Origin of the sequence: Azospirillum sp. TSO35-2 (genome assembly GCF_003116095.1) — a bacterium.
GTDB lineage: Bacteria > Pseudomonadota > Alphaproteobacteria > Azospirillales > Azospirillaceae > Azospirillum.
In genome coordinates, this window is sequence record NZ_LGRA01000013.1 from 233,888 (window position 1) to 257,182 (window position 23,295).

19 protein-coding genes and 1 pseudogene are annotated in these 23,295 nt (G+C 71.1%); 4 read left to right on the forward strand and 16 right to left on the reverse strand.

All coding sequences use genetic code 11. The features are described from left to right. The 16 genes and pseudogenes from TSO352_RS08455 to TSO352_RS08530 all read right to left on the reverse strand — a co-directional run. Window positions 1–243: pseudogene (locus tag TSO352_RS08455) on the reverse strand (sigma-B regulation protein); the annotation flags it as partial. A gap of 9 nt (window positions 244–252) precedes the next feature. Continuing rightward, window positions 253–1,749, reverse strand: coding sequence for a HAMP domain-containing protein (locus TSO352_RS08460; protein WP_109106904.1), 1,497 nt, complete (start codon window positions 1,747–1,749; stop codon window positions 253–255). After that, complete coding sequence (locus tag TSO352_RS08465; RefSeq protein ID WP_109106905.1) at window positions 1,746–2,549, reverse strand: hypothetical protein; 804 nt, start codon at window positions 2,547–2,549, stop codon at window positions 1,746–1,748. The genes TSO352_RS08460 and TSO352_RS08465 overlap by 4 nt, the downstream gene beginning before the upstream one ends. A 25-nt stretch (window positions 2,550–2,574) precedes the next feature. Further along, window positions 2,575–3,372, reverse strand: coding sequence for a GNAT family N-acetyltransferase (locus TSO352_RS08470; protein ID WP_109106906.1), 798 nt, complete (start codon window positions 3,370–3,372; stop codon window positions 2,575–2,577). A 37-nt stretch (window positions 3,373–3,409) separates the two neighbouring features. Further along, complete coding sequence (locus tag TSO352_RS08475; RefSeq protein ID WP_109106907.1) at window positions 3,410–4,465, reverse strand: ABC transporter substrate-binding protein; 1,056 nt, start codon at window positions 4,463–4,465, stop codon at window positions 3,410–3,412. A 5-nt stretch (window positions 4,466–4,470) separates the two neighbouring features. Continuing rightward, entirely contained in the window at window positions 4,471–6,570 is a 2,100-nt protein-coding gene (locus TSO352_RS08480) for an MFS transporter (RefSeq protein WP_247871982.1), read from the reverse strand. Window positions 6,571–6,581: 11 nt separating this feature from the next. Then, window positions 6,582–7,361: a hypothetical protein gene (locus TSO352_RS08485; RefSeq protein ID WP_109106909.1), complete on the reverse strand. Its 780-nt coding sequence runs from the start codon at window positions 7,359–7,361 to the stop codon at window positions 6,582–6,584. Between the two features lie 30 nt (window positions 7,362–7,391). Then, window positions 7,392–8,726 carry a type VI secretion system baseplate subunit TssK gene (gene tssK / locus TSO352_RS08490; RefSeq protein WP_109106910.1) on the reverse strand — a complete coding sequence of 445 codons (1,335 nt, stop codon included), beginning with the start codon at window positions 8,724–8,726 and terminating at the stop codon, window positions 7,392–7,394. A gap of 94 nt (window positions 8,727–8,820) precedes the next feature. Next, window positions 8,821–10,023, reverse strand: a complete 1,203-nt coding sequence (locus TSO352_RS08495) for an FHA domain-containing protein (RefSeq protein WP_109106911.1) — start codon at window positions 10,021–10,023, stop codon at window positions 8,821–8,823. Window positions 10,024–10,039: 16 nt separating this feature from the next. Continuing rightward, window positions 10,040–10,636, reverse strand: coding sequence for a hypothetical protein (locus TSO352_RS08500; RefSeq protein WP_247871983.1), 597 nt, complete (start codon window positions 10,634–10,636; stop codon window positions 10,040–10,042). An 80-nt stretch (window positions 10,637–10,716) separates the two neighbouring features. Further along, on the reverse strand, window positions 10,717–12,810 hold the full coding sequence (tssI, locus tag TSO352_RS08505; RefSeq protein WP_109106913.1) for a type VI secretion system tip protein TssI/VgrG: 2,094 nt from the start codon (window positions 12,808–12,810) through the stop codon (window positions 10,717–10,719). Between the two features lie 163 nt (window positions 12,811–12,973). Next, window positions 12,974–13,450 (reverse strand): type VI secretion system tube protein Hcp, encoded by a 477-nt coding sequence (locus TSO352_RS08510; RefSeq protein WP_109106914.1) that lies wholly within the window; start codon window positions 13,448–13,450, stop codon window positions 12,974–12,976. Window positions 13,451–13,571: 121 nt separating this feature from the next. Then, complete coding sequence (tssH, locus tag TSO352_RS08515) at window positions 13,572–16,274, reverse strand: type VI secretion system ATPase TssH (protein ID WP_109106915.1); 2,703 nt, start codon at window positions 16,272–16,274, stop codon at window positions 13,572–13,574. 179 nt (window positions 16,275–16,453) lie between these two features. Further along, window positions 16,454–17,536 (reverse strand): methyltransferase domain-containing protein, encoded by a 1,083-nt coding sequence (locus TSO352_RS08520; protein WP_109106916.1) that lies wholly within the window; start codon window positions 17,534–17,536, stop codon window positions 16,454–16,456. Between the two features lie 4 nt (window positions 17,537–17,540). Next, window positions 17,541–17,924, reverse strand: coding sequence for a PAAR domain-containing protein (locus TSO352_RS08525; RefSeq protein WP_109106917.1), 384 nt, complete (start codon window positions 17,922–17,924; stop codon window positions 17,541–17,543). A 17-nt stretch (window positions 17,925–17,941) separates the two neighbouring features. Continuing rightward, window positions 17,942–18,226, reverse strand: coding sequence for a hypothetical protein (locus tag TSO352_RS08530; protein ID WP_146210731.1), 285 nt, complete (start codon window positions 18,224–18,226; stop codon window positions 17,942–17,944). Between the two features lie 279 nt (window positions 18,227–18,505). Between TSO352_RS08530 and tssA the strand changes: the two genes are divergently transcribed. Genes tssA through tssC (TSO352_RS08550) form a run of 4 tightly spaced genes read left to right on the forward strand, consistent with a single transcriptional unit; the run spans window position 18,506 to window position 23,246 of the window. Then, window positions 18,506–19,636 carry a type VI secretion system protein TssA gene (gene tssA, locus TSO352_RS08535; RefSeq protein WP_109106919.1) on the forward strand — a complete coding sequence of 377 codons (1,131 nt, stop codon included), beginning with the start codon at window positions 18,506–18,508 and terminating at the stop codon, window positions 19,634–19,636. Between the two features lie 44 nt (window positions 19,637–19,680). Then, window positions 19,681–20,190: a type VI secretion system contractile sheath small subunit gene (gene tssB, locus TSO352_RS08540; protein ID WP_109106920.1), complete on the forward strand. Its 510-nt coding sequence runs from the start codon at window positions 19,681–19,683 to the stop codon at window positions 20,188–20,190. Between the two features lie 4 nt (window positions 20,191–20,194). Continuing rightward, complete coding sequence (gene tssC / locus TSO352_RS08545) at window positions 20,195–21,688, forward strand: type VI secretion system contractile sheath large subunit (RefSeq protein ID WP_109106921.1); 1,494 nt, start codon at window positions 20,195–20,197, stop codon at window positions 21,686–21,688. A 7-nt stretch (window positions 21,689–21,695) separates the two neighbouring features. Further along, a complete protein-coding gene (tssC, locus tag TSO352_RS08550) occupies window positions 21,696–23,246 on the forward strand; it encodes a type VI secretion system contractile sheath large subunit (RefSeq protein ID WP_109106922.1) in 1,551 nt (516 codons plus the stop codon). Window positions 23,247–23,295: the final 49 nt, after the last annotated feature.

Below are 23,295 nucleotides of genomic sequence, written 5' to 3' on the forward strand. Positions count from 1 at the left end.
GTCCTCCGCCTCCAGCGCGCGGGCGATCTCGGGATCGCCGATCAGGCGGCCCAGGCTCTGGTCGACGCGGCCGGCGGCACCGGCCAGGGCGAGTTGCCACGAGGTCTCCAGCCGGGCCAGTTCCAGCGCGCGGGCGTGCTGGTCGGCGGCGTCCTCGCGCAGGCCGGCGAAGCCGAGCAGAAGCCCGGCGACCACGGTGACGGTCGCCAGCACGAACAGGATGATGCGGGTCTGAAGCAGCATGGGGGCCTCTCAGCTCCGCGGAACGACGATGGAGCGCGCCATCAGGGCGGCGAGCAGGGCCGGCACCAGGGCGGACGCGGCGAGGGTGGCGCCGTCCCAGCCGGTCGCCGCCCCCCACAGGATGGCGGCGACGGCACCGGACGCCAGCGCACGGGCGACGACGCCGCCACCAGCCCCCGGCCCGACCTGACGGCGCCGGTAGGACAGCGACAGCCCGGCCGCCAGCCCGGCGCACAGCGCCCCCGGCAGCAACCCGGCCGCGGCGACGCCCTCCAGCAGCAGCACGGCGGCCACGACGGTCGTCGCCATCGTCAGCAGCGCCGCCCACCGTCGCCAGCGCGCGGCGACGGCGTACCCGGCGCCGGCCCCGGCCAGCGCGGCGGCCAGCGCGGCGAGGCCAAGGCCGAGCGGACCGGTCCAGGCCGCGCCGGGCGTCGTCGCCGCGCCGCCCAGCGCCAGCAGGACCGCCGCGGCGGTGGCCAGGGTGGCGAAGGCGTGGACGTCGTCGGCGCGGGCGTCGACCACCCGGCGCGGCGTCGCCTCCAGCCCGGGACCGAGCGCCGCCAGCGCCTCGCTGCGGGTGCGCTCGACGGCGGCGGCGACCTCCGGGTCGAACACCGCGGTGCGCACCTCCTCGGCGTGGGCGGCGAAGCGCTGGCGGCGGTCGTGCAGGCCGTAGACGACGGCGTTGAAGGCGAACAGCAGGCGGCCGACCTGATCGCGCGGCCGGCGGCCGATCAGCGTGGCGAAACGCCCGGCGGACGCCTCGTCCATCACGCCCGCCAGCCGCCGCAAGGGGGCGCGGAAACCGGCGCGGACCAGCACGCCGGCCAGCTCGGCCACCAGCAGCAGCACGCCCAGCGCGCCCAGCGCCACCGTCACCAGCTCCCCGGCGATCTGGCCGCGCACGTCGCCCGGCTGGACGCCGACCAGCACATGGCCGGCCGGCGGCTGGCTGACGCCGCCACCGCCGCCTTCGGAGGAATAGCGGCCGACCCGCACCGGCAGGCGCAGGATCAGGAAACCGTCCTGTTCGATCGGCTGCAGCGTCGCCGCCCGCGTCTCGGGCGTCGGCAGGCCGCGCAGCGCCGCGGCCAGCGCCGCCAGCGTCCCGGCGTTCGGCCGCCCCGTCTCCGGGCTTGGCCCCTGGGCCGTTGCCGACGCGCCGCCGAGCGCGCCTTGCAGCAGCGCGCCGTCCGCCCCGGTCAGGGCGAGGACGCCAAGGTCGGGGTTGCGCCCGGCGATGCCCTGGAGATAGGCGCCGACGCCCTCGATCCGCTCCAGCGGAATGCCGAAGCCGATGGCGCGTTCCAGGTCGTGCTGCACCGCCTCCGCCACCGCGGCGGCCTTGGCGGCGCGCGCCTCGCCCAGTTGGGTCTGCGCCAGCAGGGTGCCGAGCAGCCCGACGCCGGCCATCGCCAGCAGCGCCGCCAGCAGGATGACGGCGGGGATGCCGGCCATGAACAGGCGGGTTCCGGGGGGATGGCTGGGCGCGGCGGTGGTCATGCGAGTTCGTCCAGGCGCGCGACTTCGCGCTCCGCCCCATCGAGGATGTCCAGGCGCCGGCGCACCGCGTCGGCAAAGGCATCGGCCGGCAGGCCGAGCGTCCGCGCGGCACCGGCCGCGGCGGCGGCCGGGGTTCCGGACGGCCCGGCGCCCTCGCCCAGCCCCTCCAGCGCCGCGGCAAGGTCGGACAGCGCGCGGCGCGGCCGGCGGGCGAGCCACAGGCCGGCCAGCCACGCCAGCAGCGCCAGCGGCAGCGCCACCAGCACCGCGCCGATCGCCAGGGTCAGCGCGTAATGGCGCATCGGCTCCGCCATCGCGCCGGCCGGCATCCGCAGCAGCACGCTGCCCGCCACGGTGTCGAAGCTGGTGGCGAGCCCGACGCCGTAGACCCGCTCGGCGCCCTGCCCCTCCGACCAGAAGCCGGTGACGGCGGCGGAGCCGGACGCATTGGCGGCGTGGCCGATCGGCGGCCGCTCCCCGACCTCCACCGCGTTGGTGGAGAACAGGACGGTCCCGGCCTCGTCCAGCACGGCGACCGACTGGATGCCCGGCAGGGCGGCACGGGCGCGGGTCAACAGCCCGTCGACCCGCGGCAGATCCTCCAGGGCGAGGCCGAGGTTCAACTGGACCTCCAGCGACGCCTTGGCCTCGCTCAGCACGAAATCGACCTGGGAGGTCACCGCCTCGTCCAGCCGGCGCGCCTGTTCGCGCGTCCACAGCACGACGGCGGACAGGGCGGCGACCAGCACCGCCACCGCCACGAACGCCGCCAGCCGTGCCCCGAAGCTTCCCGATCCCATCCCGGCCTTCCCCCTTCGGCGCCGCTCAGCGGCCGCGCCCGCGCCACACCCGCCCGCACAGCGCGTACCAGCGCCGGGCGGCGCCGTCGCCGGCGGCGACACGGCCCCAGACATGCCCGCGCTCGAACACGTCCCAGCGGCCGGCCAGATCCTCGATCGCCACCAGCTCGGCGGTGGCCGGGTCGAAGATCGGGTCGGTGGTGAAGTCGCGGTGGACCAGCAGCCGCACCAGATCGCCGCCGACGCGGACCAGCCGCTTCGGGTAGATGCCGTGCCCGGCGAGATGGCCCCAGCTGCAATGGTTGCGCGGGCTGACCGTGGTCAGCAGGTGCCGGCGGCCCAGCGCCTCCGCCACCTCGATGCGCCAGTCGATCAGCCGGTGGTGCAGGCCGCGCCCGCGCTCCGACGGGTCGACCATCGCCGACGACATGTGGGCGACGGAGCCCAGCTCCGCCTCCGGCAGGTCGAGGTCGCGGCCGCGGTTGGGGTCGTCCGCCCCGGGCAGGCCGAGCGCGCCGTAGGCCACCAGCCGCCCGCCGCGGAAGACGCCGGCGGTCAGCCCGCGGTCGCCCAGATGGTCGGCGACGAAGTTCCCGACCTCGCCCGCCATGCGGTAATGGTCGGGGTCTTCCAGCGTCGCCACCACCCGCACGCGGAAATCGGCCAGCAGGCTGGAATCGTCGCCGTCCATCAGCCGGACGGACAGCCCGTCCGGCAGCAGGGCGGCCAGCCGCGACAGCCGCACGGCGGCAACCGCCCGGGCCGCGTCGCCGCGCAACGGCAGGGCGCCGACTGGCAGCCCGGCGCAGGAGCGTGGGCTCATGACGCGCCCCTCCCGTTGGCCCGGGTGATACGCCCGCTCATGATTCGATGATCTCCGCGAAGTTCAGAAGGCCGATCGGCGGGTAGTGTTCGAGCGCCCGCACGGTCGCCATGTTGATGATGACGGAAAAGCGTTTCAGCGTTTCGACCGGGATGTCGGCCGGGCTGGTGCCGTCCACCAGGATCTGCGCCGCCTTGAAGGCGGTGAAGCGGCCGATGCCGTAGCTGCTGCTGGCCAGCGCCAGCATCGCCTTGTCGGTGCGCACGATCAGCTCGGTGACCGAGAAGGTCGGCAGCCGGTGGCGCAACGCCTCCGCCGCGACAACGCTGCGGTTGTGGAAGGCGATGAAGGTGTCGGGGCCGATGTACAGCACCTCCGCCCCGCGCTTGGCGACGCGGGCGATCATCTCCGGCACCGCCGAGGCGTCGGGGTCGCCCTTGCCGTCCAGCGGCACCGGCTCCTCGATCAGCTCCAGCTTGCGCAGCGCCACCTCCGCCCGCAGCCCCTCGATGGTGAGGACCGAGTTGCGCTCCTGCGGGTTGTAGACGACGCCGATGCGGCGGACCGGGCGGTAGGCCTGGATGGTGTTGAGCTGCACCGCGATCGGCGCGATGTGGACGGTGCCGGTGACGTTGCGGCCGGGATGGGCGAGGTCGGGCACGATCCGCGCGTCGACCGGGGCGGCGACGAAGGTGAAGACGACCGGGATGTCGGTGACGTAGCGGCGCGGATCCGCGTCGTCGTAGGGACCGACGAGGCCGCGGGTCTGCGGCGTGCCCCAGCTGTAGATCAGGTCGGGCCGGGTGTCCTTGATCTCTTCGATGATGCCCGGCAGCTTCGCGCTGTCGCCGCCGGTGTTGCGGATGGTGAACTCGGCCCTCAGGCCGCGGCGGGCCAGATAGTCCTTGAACCCGAACTCGTTGTCGCTCTCGCCGCGGCCCAGCACCATGGTGATCCGGAAGGTCTTGTCGGGCACCGTCGCCGCCAGCGCCCGGCCGGCCGCCGCGGCGCCCGGCAGGGCGAGCGAGCCTGCCGCCGCCAACCGCAGCAGCGAACGCCGTCCGATGGGAAGGAGGCGGGGATCGAAACTCATGATGGTCAGGCCTCCTGCGGTCGGGCGGCGGGGGTCGCCGGCCGGCCGGTGCGGAACAGAATCCAGAACAGCAGCGCGCTCGCCCCGCACAGCAGGCCGATGCCCAGCATCGCCTCGCGGTAGGAGGTGGCGACGGCGACCGCCATCGCGGTGACGGGACCCAGCGCGCCGCCCAGCCGCTCGATCAGCCGGTACCAGCCGATCGCCGCGGTTTCCGGCAGGCCGCCGTCGCGGGCGATCTGCGACACCAGGGTCAGTTGCGGGGCGCCGACCAGCGCCTGGGCCAGCCCGAACAGCGCGATGGCCAGCGGCGGCCCCCACAGCGCCTGGGTGGCGACGATGGGCAGGCAGCTCGCCAGCGTGCCGAGGCCGCCGGCGGCGATGAAGCCGCGCCGGGCCTGCCAGCGGTCGGACAGGGTGGCGGCCAGCGGCGACACCAGGATGAAGGCGACGAAATACATCATCTGCACCCGCCCGACCTCCGCCTTGCTGGCGCCGTCGGCGGTCAGCAGCAGCGGCACCAGGCAGAACAGGAAGGCGGTGGAGGCGATCTTGGTCGGGATGGCGCTGAGCAGCATCAGGGCGGAGAAGCGGGCGTCGCGGAACAGCGGCAGCGCGGCGCCCAGCGCCGGCCGGGCCGCCGTCGGACCCGCCGCCGTCCCGCGCCCGCGCAGCAGCAGCAGGCTGACCGACAGCCCGGCGCCCAGCGCCAGCGCCGCCCCCAGCAGGAAGGTGGCGCGGAAGCCGACCTGATCGGCGATGATGCCGCCGCCGACCGGGCCGCAGACGCCGGCGGCCAGCAGCGCGCCGATGAACATCGCCATGCCGGTGGCGCGGTTGCGCGGCGTGGTGTGGTCGATGACGATGCCCTGCGCGGTGATCAGCACCAGCCCGTAGCCGAGCGCGGTCAGGCAGCGCCACAGCATCAGCTCGAACAGCGACCCGGCGCCGGCGGTCAGCGCCAGGCTGGCGGCGGCCAGCAGCGCCCCGATGGTGAAGGACCGCGCCCGGCCCCAGCGTTCGGAAAAGCGCGCCCCGCCCGGCTGCGACAGCGCCCAGACCAGCATGAACAGGGTGATCGGCAGGCTGACCACCATGTCCGGCGTCAGCCATGGCACCTCGCCGGCGAAGGACTTGGCGTAGGCCGGCAGGAAGGGGCGCGACAGCTCCTCCGACAGACAGAACAGGAAGACCGGCAGGCGCAGGAAGACCAGGTTCAGCGGCGTCGGCGCGGCGGTGGTGGTGGTGGCGGGATCGCGGAAGCGGAAGCGCCGGGCCAGGGCCGCCAGCCCGGCCTCCGCCCGGCCGACCCGCGGGTCGTCGGCGCCCAGGCCGCCGCGCAGCGCCGCCACCCGCGCCGCCAGACCGGCGTAGCGGGCGTTCACCGCGTCCAGCGCCGTCCGCACCCCGCCCTCCTCCCGCGCGAGGTCGGGGGCGATGGCGTCGCCGCCGGTGGCCGGTGGCAGGGTGGCGCGGAAGTCGCCCTCCTCCGCCCGGTCGGCGAGCAGCCGCAGGGTCAGCACCCGCCGCATGGCGAGGTTCACCACCAGCTGCAGCACCTCGAAGATCAGCAGCACCGACACGATGACCACCGACAGCACGTCGAGCGCCAGATCGGTGGAGGCCTTGGCGAGGAAGGCGCTGTCGATGCCGACATGCAGCACGCCGGCCGGCGCGGCGTCGTCGCCCAGCGGCCGGTCGATGTCGATGAAGCCGCCCACCAGCCGCCCGTCGGCCGGCCCGCCCAGCCGCTCCACCGCCAGGGCGGCGGTCCCGGCCAGCGGTGTTCCGGCCGCGGCGACGACGCGACCGGACGGATCGGTGACGGCGACGTAGGCGATGTCCTCGTGGCGGTCGACCTCCGCGGTGAACAGGCTGTCGAGGCCGGCCATGCGGTTCAGCGGGATCCGGACGGCGAGGCCGCGGTTGATCTGCGACGCCAGCAGGTCGCCGACCGTCTGCGCCTTGCGCGCCAGTTCCGGCTGGAACAGCGGGTCGAAGCTGCGCAGCGCCAGCCAGGACGCGGCGCCGGCGGCGAGCAGCAGCACCGCCACCGTGACGATGGTCAGCCGCAGCACCAGGGCGCTGATCGGATCGCGGGACATGCCGGCCTTGTTCATGAGGCCACCCCGTGCAGGGAAGTGCCGGGTGGCACCATGGCGAAGGTGCCGGGAGGCACCATGGCGTCGAGTTCGCGCTCCAGTTCTTCCATGGCGTGGTCGGCGGCGTCCATCCCCTGTTTGAGGCGGTCGTGCACCACGCCGAGCGGGGCCGTGCCGGCGGCGAGGCCGCGGCGTCCGCCGCCGTGCCGAACCACCAGGAAGACCGCCACCAGCGTCACCAGCGCCGCCAGCGCGACCAGCATCAGCGTGCCCACGCGCAACCGGTCCTCCACCAGCGCGACGCGCGCCCGCAGCCCGGCCAGGGACGAGCGCAGGATCTCCTCGCCCACCGTCTGGCCGAAGCTGTTGCGCACCCCGGCGCCCAGCACCAGGGTGTCGCCGTCGATCCGCTGGCGCAGGCCGGCGGCCGGGGCCGCGGCGTCGCCGTCCCAATGGACCGGGGTGGGATGGCCGATGGCGGCGCGGTCGGCGGCGAACAGCACGACGCCGCGGTCGTCCACCACCTCGACGCCGAGGATCTCGTCACCGGCGCCGGCGCGTTCGGCCTGCGCCTGCACATCGACCAGTTCCGACAGGTCGAGGCCGAGCGTCAGGCCGTATTCGACCCGGCGGCGCATTTCATCGGCGACGACCGACAGGCGGGAGCTGGTGACCTCGCGCAGCTTCTGTTCGAACTTCAGCCCGGACAGCGCCACCGACAGCAGGACGGCCGTCGCCACCGTCGCCGCGATGACGGCGCCGGTGCGCAGGGCCAGCACCCCGCCCAGCCTCATGGAGTCGCCGCTCCGGAAATATGCGCCGCATCAGCCACGGATCGCCCAAAGCTCCATCGCAACCTGTGGGAAGTCACCCGCCAGATGAACCGCGATTCCGCCCGACGTTGCAAGCTGTTTCCAAATCGGGCTACCCCGTTCAAGCTCGAAATACACGGCGCCGGCGTGATAGGGCAGTTGCCGCGGCGCGACCGGCAGCGGCCTTACACGGATGCCGGGCAGCTGGACATTCACCAGCTCGCGAATTTGTTCGACCGGGCCGATCTTCACCAGGGCCGGGAAGTTGCGGCGCAGCGCCTCGCCCGGCATGTCGGCCCGCACCGCCAGGACGAAGGTCGCCGTGGTGATCAGGCTGCGGTCGGCGATGGTGCCGACGCGGATGCCGTACTTGCGCTCCTGCAGGTCGATCGGGACGGCGGTCTGCTCCAGCACCGCGCTCAGCGACCGGCGGATCTCCGCCACCACCGGCTCCAGCGTGCCCTGCAGGTCGTCGTGGCGGTAGGGCGGGAAGGACGGCGGGCGCTTGTTGGCGGCGGTGAAGGTCGCCAGCTCGCCGGCCAGCCCGAGCACCAGGGTGTGCAACCTCTCCGGGTGAATGTCGGGCATGCGGGCGAGGTTGGCCACCACCGGCTCCATCCGGTTGACCACCTGGAGCATCAGGAAGTCGGCGATCTCCGCCGCGCCGCGGGCGCCGGAGCCGGAGACGCGGGCGGCCAGCGCCTCGGCCCGGCTGCCCAGCAGCCCGAGGATTTCGGTGACGTAGCCGGCGAGCGGCGGCAGCGCCGCCACGTTCAGGGCCGGCGGGATGTAGCGGTCGTCGAGCGTGGCGTGGCGGTCCGACCGCACCTCCTGGATGCGGGCGAGGCCCAGGCAGTGGTAGCCGGCGCGCTCCTGCCGTTCCAGCCGGTAGCGCAACCGCAGCTTGCCGGTGCGGATGCGCGACACGCTGGCCGACCCGGCGACGGCGTCGACCGTCTCGGTCTCCTCGCCGACATAGCGGGTGGCGGCGTCGGCGCTCTCGCCGACCTCGAACTCGACGCCGCCGCGCTGGCGCACCGGCAGGGCGAGGTAGACGATGCTCGACCCCAGCGTTTCGGGCAGGTCGAGCGGCGGCGGCGGGTCGTCGTCGTCGGGGATGTTGATCGGCGTGCCGTCCTCCAGGATGCCCTTGCAGCGCAGCACGGCGAACTTGCCGACGGCCAGCAGCTCGCGGTTGATCGTCAGCTCGGTGATGCCCCAGGCGAAGGGGCGGATGCCGCCGACCCGGCCGCGCACCAGCCGTTCCACATAGCGGTCCTGCTGCTGGAAATGCTGCGCCCGCAGGAACATGCCTTCGGACCAGATGACCTTGTCGTCCCAACTCATGGGCGCGTTCCCTCTTGCAGGATGATGGCTTGCAGGATGATGGCTTGCCGAATGATGGCGTGTGGACGGTGGGACGATGCCATGGCCGCCGCCGTCAGCCGCCCAGCGCGTGGCGGTGGATCGGCAGCAGCCGGCGGTAGAGCGCGGCCAGCCGGGTGCCGCCGTCGGCGGTCTCCCCCGTCAGTTCGCGGACCGCGGCCAGCAGCGCCGACTGGTGGGCGGCGCCGTCGGCGATCACCGCGCGCAGCAGCTCCTCCGCCTCCGCCGGCGGCAGCGCCCGCAGGCGGGCCAGCGCGTCGTCGGGGTCGGTGGCGCGGCGCAGCAGCGAATCACCCTGCGCCAGCGTGTCGTCGGGGTCGAGGCCGAGCAGCGCCTCCAGCGCCGCCTGCCGGCGGACCATGGTCAGCACGACATCGACCAGCGCGCGGGTCAGCGCCGGATCGCCGCCCGGATCGCCGGACGGCGCAAGAGGCGCGGCGGAAGGCGGCGCGGCGCGGGCGGCGAAGGCCGGCGGCACCAGCGGCTCGTCGTCCCAGTCGGGCGCCAGGGCGGGCGGAGCCGGGGGTGCGGCGGCGAGCGGCGGAGCGTCGGCCGGCGGCGCGGCGGCAACCGGCTCGTCGAGCCAGTCGTCGGGGATCCCGCCACCGGCGCCGTCGAGGCCGACCCGCATGGTGCCGAGCCCGCTGGGAACGAAGTCGGTCTGGGTCGAGTCCGGCCAGTCCGCACCGCCACCGCCGGTGTCCGAACCGCCGGCGGCGGTGCGTTCCCAGCCGGCGAATCCGCGGGAACCGCCAGCGGCCGGCTCGCCGAACAGGTCGTCGTCGTCGGGGATCGGCATCACCGGCATCGACCCGCGCTGGAAAGCCGGCAGCGCGAAGGGGTCGTCACCGGCCGGCCCGCCGAATCCCGGATCGGCCGCCGGCGGGCCGGAGCCGCGCAGCACCGCCAGGAACGGGTCGTTGGCCGGCGGCGCGTCCTCGGCGGCGAAGCCGGCGCGCATCACGAAGCCGCCCAGCCGCAGCCGGTCGCCGTCGCCGATCACCGCCGAGTTGCCGCGGCCGATCGGCGCCTGGTTGTCGTTCAGGAAGACGCCGTTGGTCGAACTGTCGATCACGACATAGACGCCGCCCTTGAACTCCACCAGGCAGTGGGCCTTGGACAGCAGCCGTTCCGGATCGTTCAGCACCCAGTCGCAATCGGGACCGCGGCCGATCACCAGCCGCCCGGTGCCGAGGTCGCGGCTGATGTCGCCGCCCTGCGCCGGCGGGCATTGGATCAGGGTCAAACGCAGCTTCATCGCCTTCGCCGCTCCCTCACCCGGCCTTGTCGCCGGCAACCTTGCCGCCACCGACCATGCCGCTGCCGCCGTTGGCGATGTCCAGCGCCTGGACCAGCGTGGCGCGCTGGCGGGCCAACACCTCCTTGGGCACCGCGGCGGCGGCGATCAGCACCGCGGCGGCGGCGGCGGTCCCGGTCAGCCCGTCGCCCGGCGGCACCACCACCGCGGCGTCGGGCGGGGCGAGGCTGCCGCCCGACCAGAAGGCGGCCAGCGCGGCGTAGGCGCAGGCGGTTTCGAACCCCATCGCCTCGGCCGGCGCGAAGCAGGCGCGGCGGTTCTCCTCGGTCGGGCGGTAGACCCAGGCCTCCGCCGCCTCCAGCGCCGCGATGTCGGCCGGCTTGGGCTCGGGCGGCAGCGCGCCGCGCGCCGCCAGACAGCCCCACCACACCGCCTCGCGCCGCGGCAGCGCCATGCCGAGCAGCCGGATGGCGTCGGCGTACAGCTCCGCCGCGATCAGCGCCTTCAGCAAGGCCGCCGTGCCGGCGTTCGGCGCCATCAGCGCCTTGGCCTCCGGCGACAGCTCCATGCCCGCGACCGCTTCGGCCGCGCGGGCGAAGCGCAACTTCGGCAACAACCCGATGTCCACCGTCCCAAACCCCGCTCGCAAGGCCGTCCCATGTCCGGACGGCGCCCCATCCGTTGACGGCATCCTCAGTTGATGGTTACCACGCCGCCCTTGACCTGGACCATGCCGTCGCCGTTCACCTGGGTGATGGCGCCCTTGATCTGGACCTGGGCGTCGCCGGTCACCTTGACCATCGTACCCTTGATGGTGACGCCGGTCTGGTCGATCTTCAGGCTGTTGGCGCCGACCTTCAACTCGATCGAGGTGGTCGCCTGCAAGGTGATCTTGCCGGTGCTGGCCTTCACCGTCGCGTCGCCCATGCCCAGCGTCAGCGCGTAGTTGCCCTGGCTGACGTCGACCGACAGGTTGCCCTGGCCGACGGTGAGCGCGTCGTTGCCCTGCCCGACCTCGACCGTCCGGTTGCCCTTGGCGACGGTGTGGCTGTCGTTGCCGGCGCTGACGGTGACCGTCCGGTTGCCCTTGGTCACCTCGTGGGTGTCGTCGCCTTCGGACACCGTCACGGTGCGGGTGCCCTTGGCGATGGTCACCGCCTCGTTGCCTTCGGACACCGTCTCGGTCCGGTTGTTCTTGATGGTGATGGTCTGGTCGTGATCGACCTGGAGCGTGTCGTCGTTCTCCACCATCCGCTTGAAGTCCTTCTGGGCGTGGAAATAGATCTCCTCCGCGTCCTTCTTGTCCTCGAAGCGCAGCTCGTTGAAGGTCGCCGCGTCGCCGCCCTTGCTGGAGCGGGTCTTGATGCCGCTCTGCGTCTTGTTGTCGGGCAGCGTGTAGGGCGGCATGTTCTCCGCGTTGTAGACGCAGCCGACGATCAGCGGCCGGTCGGGGTCGCCGCCCAGGTAATCGACCAGCACCTCCATGCCGACGCGCGGGGTGAAGATGGTGCCCCAGTTCTTGCCGGCCATGGTCTGGGCGACGCGCAGCCAGACGAAGCTCTTCTCGTCGTTGGTGCCCTTGCGGTCCCAATGGAACTGCACCCGCACCCGGCCATACGTGTCGCAGTAGATCTCCTCGCCGCTGGGGCCGACCACGGTGGCGGTGTCGGGGCCATGGGTGCGCGGGCGCGGCACCGGCGGCGGGCGGAACACCACGCTGTCGGGGATGGCGGTGAAGCGGCAGCCGAAGAAGGGCGCCGCGCCGCTGTTGCCGAGATGGCTGTCGTCCTGGGCGCTGAGGGCGAGGCCGGTCAGGACATAGCCCTTCCCCACCTCCGCCGCCACCGCATGGTCGGTCATGGTGATCTTGCCGCCGCTGAACAGGCCGCGGTAGGTGCCGCTGCCCTCCACCACGTCGTAGCCGGTCTCGGTCTCCTCCATGCGCAGGCGCGACCGGGCGGTGCCGTCGGCCTTGACCATGTGCCCGCCGGGATACTCGAACCGCTCGTGCGCCTTGAAGGCGGGGACGCTGACCACCGTCGTCGTGCTGGCGGTCAGGTCGGTGCTCGGCGTCTCGAAATTATAGTCCTTCAGCGTCCATTTTCCGGATTCGTAGGACTGGCCGTGCGACCAGCCGTCGATCATCAGGGTGTTGCCCTGGCTCGACGCGGCGTGGACGACGTCCTTGTCCAGGCAATCGCCGTAGCCGGCGGCGGAATCGCTCAGCACCAGCGTGTGCTTGCCGGACTCGTGCAGGAAGTGGAAATAGATGCCCTCGTCCTGCAGCAGGCGGGCGATGAAGTCGAAATGGGTCTCGCGGTACTGGACGCAGACCGGGCGGGCGTTGTGGGTGCCGGACAGGCCCTGCTTCTTCACCTCGGTCACGCCGCAGTCGGACAGCACGGCGTCGACGATCTGGACGACGGTCTTTTCCTGGAAGACCTGGCAGTCGGACCGCAGGGTGGTCAGCCACAGCGTCGGCACGATCTCCGCCGTGTAGCGGCGGTAGCCGCGCATGGCGAGCGGGCCGGCGGAAAAGCTCTTCACGATGCCGTTGATGAGGCGCGGATCGCCGCCCTTGCGCGCGATCGACAGCGTCAGCGACTTCCCCAGGATGTCGGCCGGCGCGATCGTCATCTGCGACGAGATCATCGTGATGGTGTAGCGGAACAGGCGCGACAGCCCTTCCTCACCCTCGACGGCCACCGGGATCAGCGCGTCCGCGCCCAGCGGCGAGGTCAGCGACAGAAGCCGGCCGGTCTGCGAGATGGTGGGCGCATCCGACATGCGGGCTTGGTCCTTGAAGTGGAGAACGTCTCAGCGATGGCAAAGGTTTGCCCCCTCCCCGACCCTCCCCCGCTTGTCAGCGGGAGAGGGTGCCTCATGCGAAGCGGCGGCCGTCCCCTCTCCCACCAAAGGTGGGGGAGGGTTGGGGAGAGGGCACCGCTTATCAGGCGCTCTTGGTGGTCGACAGGTCGTAGGAGACCGAGATCGGCGTGCCGGCCTTGTTCTTGTCGTCGTACGGAATGAACTTGTACTCCATCTTGGTGAAGCTGATGGAGATCGATTCCGACGGACGGTCACCGCCCGAGGACATCGAGTAGGCCGAGACCAGGGCGTTGGTCAGGGTGTATTCGGCGTAGGTGTTGCCCGGGCTGCCGGTGGTGACGAGGTGGATCTGCACCTTCTTGCCGACGGCGCCGGTGCAGGACTCGACGAAGAACTTCGGCGAGGAGCTGTCCATCAGCTTGGAGATGGTCACTTCCGACACCGACGGCTCCGACGCCTCGCGGTTGGCGGTCGACCCCGACGGGGTGCTGATGGCGCGGCCGATGCCCCACTGCAGCGAGCTGACGTCGAGCCACTTCTTGTGGGTCTCGTGCGTGGCCTCGCCGTCGATGCCGTCGTACTTGATGTAGATCGCCATGGTGGTCTCCTCACGGTCTTCGGAATGTTGAAGCTTGATCGGTGCGGTATGGTTACGAAAGAATTGAAGCGGGGGCTGTGACGGGCGTCACCGCCCGCTTTTTTTGCCCCCGCCCCGGGCGTCAGGCGATGTCGTAGACGAAGCGGTCTTCGCCATCGACCGAGACGTGGACGCGGGTGATCGGCTCGCCCTCGCCCATGCGGGCGAGGATGCGGGACGAGATCTCCGGCAGAAGGGTGCGGTTCAGGATGGTCTCGATGTTGCGGGCGCCGCTCTCGACCTCCTGGCAGCGGTTGACGATGCTCTGGATCAGCCCGTCGGAATGGCTGAACTCGGCCTTGTAGTTCTGCGCCACGCGCTTGGCGATGCGGTTGAGCTGGAGCCCGACGATCTTCGCCAGGTTCTCGTCCGACAGCTGGAAATACGGGATGACCGTGCAGCGGCCGAGGAAGGCCGGCTTGAAGCTCTTCTGCAGCTCCGGACGCAGCGCCTCCAGCAGCCCGTCGGCGTCGGGCGTGGTTTCCGGATCGGCGCTCAGCTTGTGGATCAGGTCGGTGCCGGCGTTCGACGTCATGATGATGACGGTGTTCTTGAAGTCGATGTCGCGGCCTTCGCCGTCCTTGATCGTGCCCTTGTCGAACACCTGGAAGAAGATGTCCTGCACGCCGGGGTGGGCCTTCTCCAGCTCGTCCAGCAGGACGACGCTGTAGGGCCGGCGGCGCACCGCCTCGGTCAGGACGCCGCCCTCGCCGAAGCCGACATAGCCCGGAGGCGAACCGAGCAGCAGGGAGACCTTATGCTCCTCCTTGTACTCGGTCATGTTGATGGTGGTGACGTTCTGCTCGCCGCCATAAATCAGGTCGGCCAGCGTCAGCGCCGTCTCGGTCTTGCCGACGCCGGACGTGCCGACCATCAGGAAGACGCCGATCGGCTTGCGCGGGTCGGTCAGCTTGGCCCGGCTGGTCCACATCGCCTGGGCGATGGCGTCCAGCGCGTGGTCCTGGCCGATGATCCGCTCCTTCATGCGGTCGGCCAGCGACAGGATGGTCTTGATCTCGTTGGAGACCATGCGGCCGACCGGCACGCCGGTCCAGTTGGCCACCACCTCGGCCACCGCCTGCCCGTCCACCGCGACCTTGACCAGCGGATCCTCGCCCTGCAGCGCGGTCAGCTCGGCGGTCAGGGCCGACAGCTTGGCGGTCAGCGCGGCGGCGTCCAGCGGCTCCGCGGCGGTCGCCCCCTCGGTTGCGCCTTCCGCGGGCTGCGCCTTGGACTGCTCGTGGGCGGCGACGAGCTGGTCGCGCGTCTCGTTGATGGCGCGGACCAGCTCCAGTTCCTTGGCCCAGCGGGTCTCCAGCGCGGCGAGGTCGGTCCGGGCGGCGGCGATCTTGTCCTTCAGCGCGGCGATCTGCTCGGCATGGTCGATGCCGATCGCCTGCTCACGCTCCAGGATCGCGACCTCGGTCTCGGTGAGCTGGATGGTGCGGCGACGGTCCTCGACGGCGGGCGGCGTCGCGGTCTGGCTCATCGCCACGCGGGCGCAGGCGGTGTCGAGCAGGCTGACCGCCTTGTCGGGCAACTGGCGCGCCGGGATGTAGCGGCTGGACAGCCGGACCGATTCGATCAGCCCCTCCGTCACGATGCGGACCTTGTGGTGCTTTTCCAGGGTGGCGGTCAGGCCCCGCATCATGTCGACGGCGACCGGTTCCGCCGGCTCCTCCACCTTCACCACCTGGAAGCGGCGGGTCAGCGCCGGGTCCTTTTCGAAATACTTCTTGTATTCGGCCCAGGTGGTGGCGGCGACGGTGCGCATCTCGCCGCGCGCCAACGCCGGCTTCAGCAGGTTGGCGGCGTCGTTCTGGCCGGCCTGCCCGCCGGCGCCGATCAGGGTGTGCGCCTCGTCGATGAACATGATGATCGGCTGGGTGGAGCCCTTCACCTCGTCGATGACGCCCTTCAGCCGGTTCTCGAACTCGCCCTTCATGCCGGCGCCGGCCTGGAGCAGCCCGAGGTCGAGCGACAGCAGGCGGACGTTGCGGAGATCCGGCGGCACGTCGCCCTCGGCGATGCGCAGGGCGAAGCCTTCGACCACCGCCGTCTTGCCGACGCCGGCCTCGCCGGTCAGGATCGGGTTGTTCTGGCGGCGGCGGGTCAGCACGTCGATGATCTGGCGGATCTCGGCGTCGCGGCCCAGCACCGGGTCGATCTTGCCGTTCCGGGCGCGGTCGGTCAGGTCGACGGTGTACTGGTCGAGGTTGGGGGTCGCCCCGCCCACCTTCGGACCGGCGCCGGCCGAGGCCGCGCCGCCGCCCGACCCGGCCGCGCCGACCGGGGCCGAGGTCCGCGCCTCCGCCGTGTCGGCAACGATCTTGGGCAGGTCGCGGCGCAGCGCGTCGGCGCTGATCTTCGCGAACTGGCCCGACATGTCGCGGGCCTGGGCCGACAGCGATTCGTCGGACAGCAGCGCCGCCAGCAGATGGCCGGAACGCACCGCCCCCTCGCCATACTGCAGCGAGGCCAGCACCCACGCCTCGCGCATCAGTTGCACCAGGTTCGGCGACAGCGCCGGGGCCCGGCTGTTGCCGGTCTTCAGCTTGTCCAGCACGCGGGTGAGGTCGGCGGACAGCCGCCCGGCGTCGATCTCGTACACCCGCAGGATCGCCGACAGGTCGCCGTCGGCGGCGCCGATCAACTGGAGAAGCCAGTGCTCGATCTCGCAATTGTAGTGCGTGCGCGACAGCGTCTGGCCGGCCGCCGCCTCCAGCGCCCGCCGGCACAGGGGGTTCAGACGCGAAATCATGCCCTGCAGATCGACCGCCACCATGGCTCCATCCCCTTCGTGTGACTTCTGAGCATTCAACTCAAGCGGGCGTCACGCCCGCAAGATCCGTCCGGCACGGCAATTCGTCCCCTGGCTGCAAGACGAACTGTGGCCAAGCCATTTTGAAAAATCCACCATGATGCTTCGCCCTGGCCGCCGCCTCTGCCATGAACTTTCCCGCATCATGCCCGCAACATGATCAAATGCGTCCTGTATTGCATCAAAGCGCGGTCATGCATGCGGACCGTCCAGGGAACATCCATCGGCTCAACCACGACGCGCAGCCGTTCGACCGATTGCGGGTGGGCGCCCGGGGTCAGCAGGCGGGCCAGCACCGCCTCGCAGCGGCCGGCGTCGTCGCCGCGTTGCGAATGGCCGCCCAGCCACGCCTCGACCGGCGTCGCCTGGGTCGCCCAGTCGAAGGGCGTCGCCAGCACCGCGCCGCCACCGTCCGCCACCGCGCCGTCGATCGCCCGCAGCAGGGCCGGCGGCGACGCCACGCAGTCCAGCACGTTCATCGCCGTCACCAGCGCGAAGCCGCGCGGGGCGAAGGGCGGGTACAGCGCGTCGCCGATCCAGAAATCCACCCGCTCCGCCGCGGCGAAGCGCGCCTCGACCCGGCGGCGGTCATAGGCGATGCCGGACCGGCGCAGCGGGTAGACCGCCTCCCCCTGCTCCAGCACGCGGCGGGCCAGCGCCAGCAGCGGCCAATGCAGGTCGAGCCCGAGCACGAGGCCGTCGCCGCGCTCCGCCACTTCGAAGCTGGTCCGCCCGGCGGCGCAGCCGAGGTCGAGCACCGGCCCGGCCGGCAGCGCCGCCATCCCGCCGAGGGCGTCAAGCGCGGTGGCGAGACAGCGCAGGACCGACCCGGCCGCCGCCGCCTCGCCGCCCGGCTGGCGGTCGAGGTCACCGTAATGATCCCAGCCGTAGCTCGACAGATGCTGGCGCGTGACGTTGAAGGCGCTGTCGGGGCCCAGCGCGTCGCCCAGCACCCCTTCCATCGTCGGCGGAATGTCCGTCCGCGCCGTCAGCAGCGGACCGTTGACCGCCATCCAGCCGCGCAGGTCGGGCACCAGGATCGGGGCGCCATCAATGATCGGGTATTCCATGGCGCAGCCGGGATCGCCGCAGACCAGCGTTCCCCAGCGCACCGACGACGCCGTCGCCTCCTCCACCACGCCCAGCCCCAGCGGCACGGCGGTACCGCGTGTGGCGAGGCAGCGCGGGCAGACCGGGCGCAGCCGCTCGAAATGGCTGAGGCGCATGCGCTCAGCCGCCGATGATGACGGTGGGGCAGCCGGGCGGCAGCACCTTGCCGACCGGGCCGGGAATCGGGGCGACGCAGCTGGTGTGGGCGGTCATGTCGTTGATCCGCGCGGCCGGAAGGTTGTTGATCAGCACGGTGGTCGAACCCTGGGCGATCATGCCCGGCCCGGCGGGGACGCAACCCGGCAGCATGCAGGGCGCCGAGATGTCGGTCAGGCGCGCGGCCGGCATCGTGCCGATCAGCACGGTCGGGCTGCCCAGCATGATCGCCAGCGGCATGCCGGGATGCGGCACCGGCGTCGGCACCGGGGCCGGCGGGTGGATCGGCGCGTGGCAGTGCGGCGTGTCCTGCAAGATCAGGTCGCCAAGGCGGGCGGCGGGCGGCATGGGGTGTCTCCGGCCGGTCAGAACAACGAGTCGGCGGACGCCACCGGCGCACCGATCGTGGCGGGCGGGATCACGACCGGGCGGCCGTCGCGGAACAGCGTTTCCGCAACCACCGTCTCGCCATCCTCCGCGAAGAAGATGCACGTCCCTTCCAGCATCCCGTTCGCCACCCCGACCCGCGCCAGCAGCCGCCCCGACGGGCTGCGCTTTTCCACCAGGACGGGTGTGACGCGGACCGGAGGAACCGGACCGGCGTCGGCGCCGTCGCTGCAGGGGATGAGGCTGGGCGCGTCAGGAGGCATCGCGATGGGGGTTCCGGACGGGGTCATGCCGATGTTGGACCCGCAGCATCCATCCGCAATTTCGATTCGTCAAGCGCCGAGGGGTAAATCAAACGCCCGATTGTTACGCAGTTGCAATATTCCCTATGGCCGTAGCCCCCTGGACGAATAGCCTTGTCGAACCCGTGGAAGTAACGCTATCAATTCGCCGGTGCGGGAGCTTGGCACCCGATGGGATGCGAACCGCCGGACTGCCCCCAGACTTCCCTCATATGACCATGAAAAGGGTGCTTTCCTTACATGCCGACACCTCAGCTTTTCGACATTGAGGGATTGCTGCAACCGGTCGGGGAGGACGCCGAAACCGGAATCGACCTGCGCGAGAACGCCTCGGCCGACTACTACACGGTCAAGGATGCCCGCAGCGCCGCACGCGCCGCCGAACGGTCGATGGATGTGGAGGACGACGCCGGCGGCCTGCTGCCGGAATGGCGCACCATCCTCGACGTCTGCCCGACGATCCTGCGCACCCAGGCCAAGGACCTGGAGGTCACCGCCTGGTTCATCGAGGCATTGCTGCGGGCCCAGGGCTTCGCCGGCCTGCGCGACGGCTTCACCCTGGCGCGCGGCCTGGTCGAACGCTACTGGGACACGCTGTACCCCGCCCCGGACGAGGATGGCATCGCCACCCGCGTCGGCCCGCTGGCCGGCCTGAACGGCGAGTCGGCCGACGGCACGCTGATCCAGCCGATCCGCAAGGTGCCGCTGACGCTGGGCGACATGACCTACGCGCTCTGGCACTACGAGCAGGCGATCGAGCTGTCGAAGATCACCGACGAGGCGCGCAAACAGGCGCGCATCGACAACGGCGCGGTGACCTGGGAACAGTTCGAGCAGAGCGTGCGCGAGACGCCGGCGGCGGACTTCAAGACGCTGGTCGAGGACATCCAGGGCGCCAGCGACGCGTTCGAGGCGCTGGGCAAGGCCCTGTACGACAAGGCGGGCCATGACGCGCCGCCCGCCGGCAACATCCGCACCGTGCTGAACGCGGCGCTGGACGCGGTGAACTACGCCGCGCGCGACCGTCTGGCGACGCTGGCCGGCGACGAACCGGCGGCCGACCAACCCGCGGCGGCCGAGCCGGCGGCGGGCGGCGGCGCACCGGCCGCGGCGACGGCCAAGTCCCAGGTCAGCGGCGCTGTGACATCGCGCGAGGACGCCTTCAAGGTCCTCTTGCAGGTTGCCGATTTCTTCCGCAAGACGGAACCTCATTCCCCCATCTCCTACACGCTGGAGGAGGTGGTCCGCCGCGGCCGCATGCCGCTGCAGGAGCTTTTGCAGGAACTCATCACCGACGAGGAAACGCGGCGGCAGTTCTTCATCGCCTCCGGCGCGAAGGCGCCGCCGCCGGCCGAGCAATCCGGGTATTGACGATCACCGCCTATCATAGGGCGTGAGCAGGGAGGTTCGATCACATGGCGAGTATCCACCAGAAGCTGGATCGCGTGCGCAAGCCCCGCGTCCACATCACCTACGACGTCGAGACCGAAGGCGCGACGGTGGTCAAGGAATTGCCCTTCGTCGTCGGTGTGCTCGGCGACTTCTCGGGCGATCCGACCGAGCCGCTGAAGCCGATGAAGGACCGCAAGTTCATCCAGGTCGACCGCGACAACTTCAACGACGTCATGGCCCGCATGACCCCGGGCCTGAAGCTGAAGGTGGACAACACGCTGGCCGACGACGGCACCCAGCTGTCGGTCGACCTCGCCTTCAAGTCGATGGAGGATTTCGAGCCGGGCCGCGTCGTCCAGCAGGTCGAGCCGCTGCGCAAGCTGCTGGAGACCCGCAACCAGCTCCGCGACCTGCTGAGCAAGGCCGACCGCTCGGAAGAGCTGGAGGGCCTGCTGGAGCGCGTGCTGCAGAACACCGACGAGCTGCAGGCGCTGAACGGCGAGCTCGGCACCGACGAAAAGAAGGAAGGTTGATCCCATGAGCGACGCTCAGAGCCAGGGCGCAGCCGCCGCCGGCGCGGTCACCGAGGGCACCGGCCTGTCGATCCTCGACCAGGCCATCGCCGCCACCAAGCAGACCGAGCCGGACCGCGCGCAGGAGCTGCTGCGCACCCTGACCCAGGAAGCGCTGGCCGGCACGGTCACCTTCAACAAGAACCTGGGCCAGACGATCAACAAGGCGATCGCCGCGATCGACGCCAAGATCAGCAAGCAGCTCAACGCCATCATGCACCACGAGAAGTTCCAGAAGCTGGAAGGCTCGTGGCGCGGCCTGAACTATCTGGTCTCGAACTCGGAAACCGGCTCGACGCTCAAGATCCGCGTCATGAACTGCGGCAAGAAGGAGCTGTACAAGGACATCTCCAAGGCCGTCGAGTTCGACCAGAGCAACCTGTTCAAGAAGATCTACGAGAACGAGTTCGGCATCGCCGGCGGCGAGCCGTACGGCGCCCTGATCGGCGACTACGAGTTCACCAACCACCCCGACGACATGGAGCTGCTGTCCGGCGTGTCGAACGTCGCGGCGGCCGCCTTCGCGCCCTTCATCTCGGCCGCCAGCCCGAAGCTGTTCGGCTTCGAGGACATGACCGAGCTGTCGAAGCCGCGCGACCTGGAGAAGATCTTCGACAGCGTCGAGTACACCAAGTGGCGCAGCTTCCGTGAGAGCGACGACAGCCGCTTCGTCACGCTGACCATGCCGCGCGTGCTGGCCCGCCTGCCCTACGGCGCCAACACCAAGCCGATCGAGGAGTTCGAGTACGAGGAGGCCCCGTTCGACGGCGGCGTCGCCCGTCCGATGCACCACAACGACTATTGCTGGATGAACGCGGCCTACGCGATGGGCCAGCGCCTGACCAACGCCTTCTCGCAGTATGGCTGGTGCACCGCCATCCGCGGCGCCGAGGGCGGCGGCAAGGTCGAGAACCTGCCCTTCCACACCTTCACCTCGGACGATGGCGACAGCGACGCCAAGTGCCCGACCGAGATCGGCATCACCGACCGCCGCGAGGCGGAACTGTCGAAGCTCGGCTTCCTGCCGCTCTGCCATTACAAGAACCAGGACTACGCCGTCTTCTTCGGCGCCCAGACCACGCAGAAGCCCAAGAAGTACGACCGGCCGGAGGCGACCGCGAACGCCGCGATCTCCGCCCGCCTGCCCTACATCATGGCGACCTCGCGCTTCGCCCATTACCTGAAGATCATGGGCCGCGACAAGATCGGCTCCTTCATGGAGGCGAGCGACTGCGAGGCGTGGCTGAACCGCTGGATCCTGAACTACGTCAACGGCAACGCCGACGCCGGCCAGGAGATGAAGGCGAAGTACCCGCTGGCGGAAGCCAAGGTGCAGGTGAAGGAGATCCCGGGCAAGCCCGGCTCCTACAACGCCGTCGCCTGGATGCGCCCGTGGCTGCAGATGGAGGAGCTGACCACCTCCATGCGCATGGTCGCCCGCATCCCGCAGGCCGGCTGACAACGGCATGGGCGAGGCTGCGGTCGAACGTCCTGGCGACGACGCGGAGGCGACGGTCATCGAACGGCCGTTGCGCCTGCGGGCAGTCGACATGGCGCTCGGCCGCGCCGACCCGGCCCTGCTCGACGCCTTCCTGGCGGCGGGCGATGCCGGCGCGGCCCTGCGGCTGTGGTTCGGCCTGACCCTGCCGGTCTACGACAGCCTGGACCGGCTGCGCGCCGCGCTCGACCGCGACATCGCGGCGATCGACGCGCTGCTGTCCGACCAGGTCAACGCCATCCTGCACCACAAGCGCTTCCAGGCGCTGGAAGCCTCGTGGCGCGGGGTGCGCACCCTGGTCAAACAGGCGGAGGCGGCGGAGTCCGTCGCGCTGCGCCTGCTGAACGTGACGTGGCCGGAGATCTGCCGCGACCAGGAACGCGCGATCGAGTTCGACCAGAGCCAGCTCTTCAACAAGATCTACAGCGACGAGTTCGGCATGCCCGGCGGCCGTCCCTTCGGCGTGCTGCTGTGCGACTACGCCGTCCAGCACCGCCCGGGCAAGGAGCGGCCGACCGACGACGTGTCCGGCCTGAAGGGGCTGGCGCAGGTCGCCGCCGCCGCCTTCGCCCCGGCCATCGTCGGCGCGGCGCCGGAGCTGTTCGGGCTGGAGACCTTCCACGAGCTGGGCCTGCCGCTCGACCTGAAATCGGTGCTGCGCCAGACCGAATACCAGCGCTGGCAGCGCTTCCAGGAGACGGAGGATTCGCGCTTCGTCGGGGTGGCGCTGCCGCGCGTGCTGATGCGCGCGCCCTACGGCGACGACCCGCAGGCCCGCCACGGCTTCCGCTTCCGCGAGGAGTCGCTGGACAGCGGCGGCGGCATGCGGCTGGAGGATCATTGCTGGGGCAACGCGGTCTACGCCTTCGGCACCGTGCTGATCCGCTCCTTCATGCAGCATGGCTGGTTCGCCGACATCCGCGGCGCCCAGCGCGACGTCGTCGGCGGCGGGCTGGTGACCGAGCTGGTGGTGCCGGACTTCGCCACCGACGCCAGCCGGGTCGCGCAGAAATTCTCGGTCGAGGTCTCGATCTCCGACCAGCTGGAGCGCGACCTCGACGATCTGGGATTCATCCCGGTCAGCCGCTGCAAGGACACGCCCTATCTGGTCTTCTACGGCAACCAGTCGGTCCAGCGGACCTCGCAATACACCAACAGCGCCGCGACCGCCAACGCCCGGCTGTCGTCAATGCTGCGCTACATGTTCTGCGTCGCCCGCTTCGCCCATTTCCTGAAGGTGATGGTGCGCGACCGCGTCGGCTCCTTCGTCACGCCGGAGGAGTGCGAGCGCGACCTGCAGAGCTGGCTGCACGGCTATTGCCTGGGCAACGACGACGCCAGCCTCGACCAGAAGGCGCGCTATCCCCTGCGCGAGGGCAACATCCAGGTCCGCGCCATCCCGGGCAAGCCCGGCAACTATCAATGCGTCATCCATCTTCGGCCGCACTTCCAGCTCGATCAGGTCTTCTCGACCTTCAAGCTGGTGACCGAACTCGCACAAACCGGCGGCGCCGCCTGACCCGGTCAGGACGCGTCCGGCCGGCGGCTCGACCCAGGGGGAGACATCC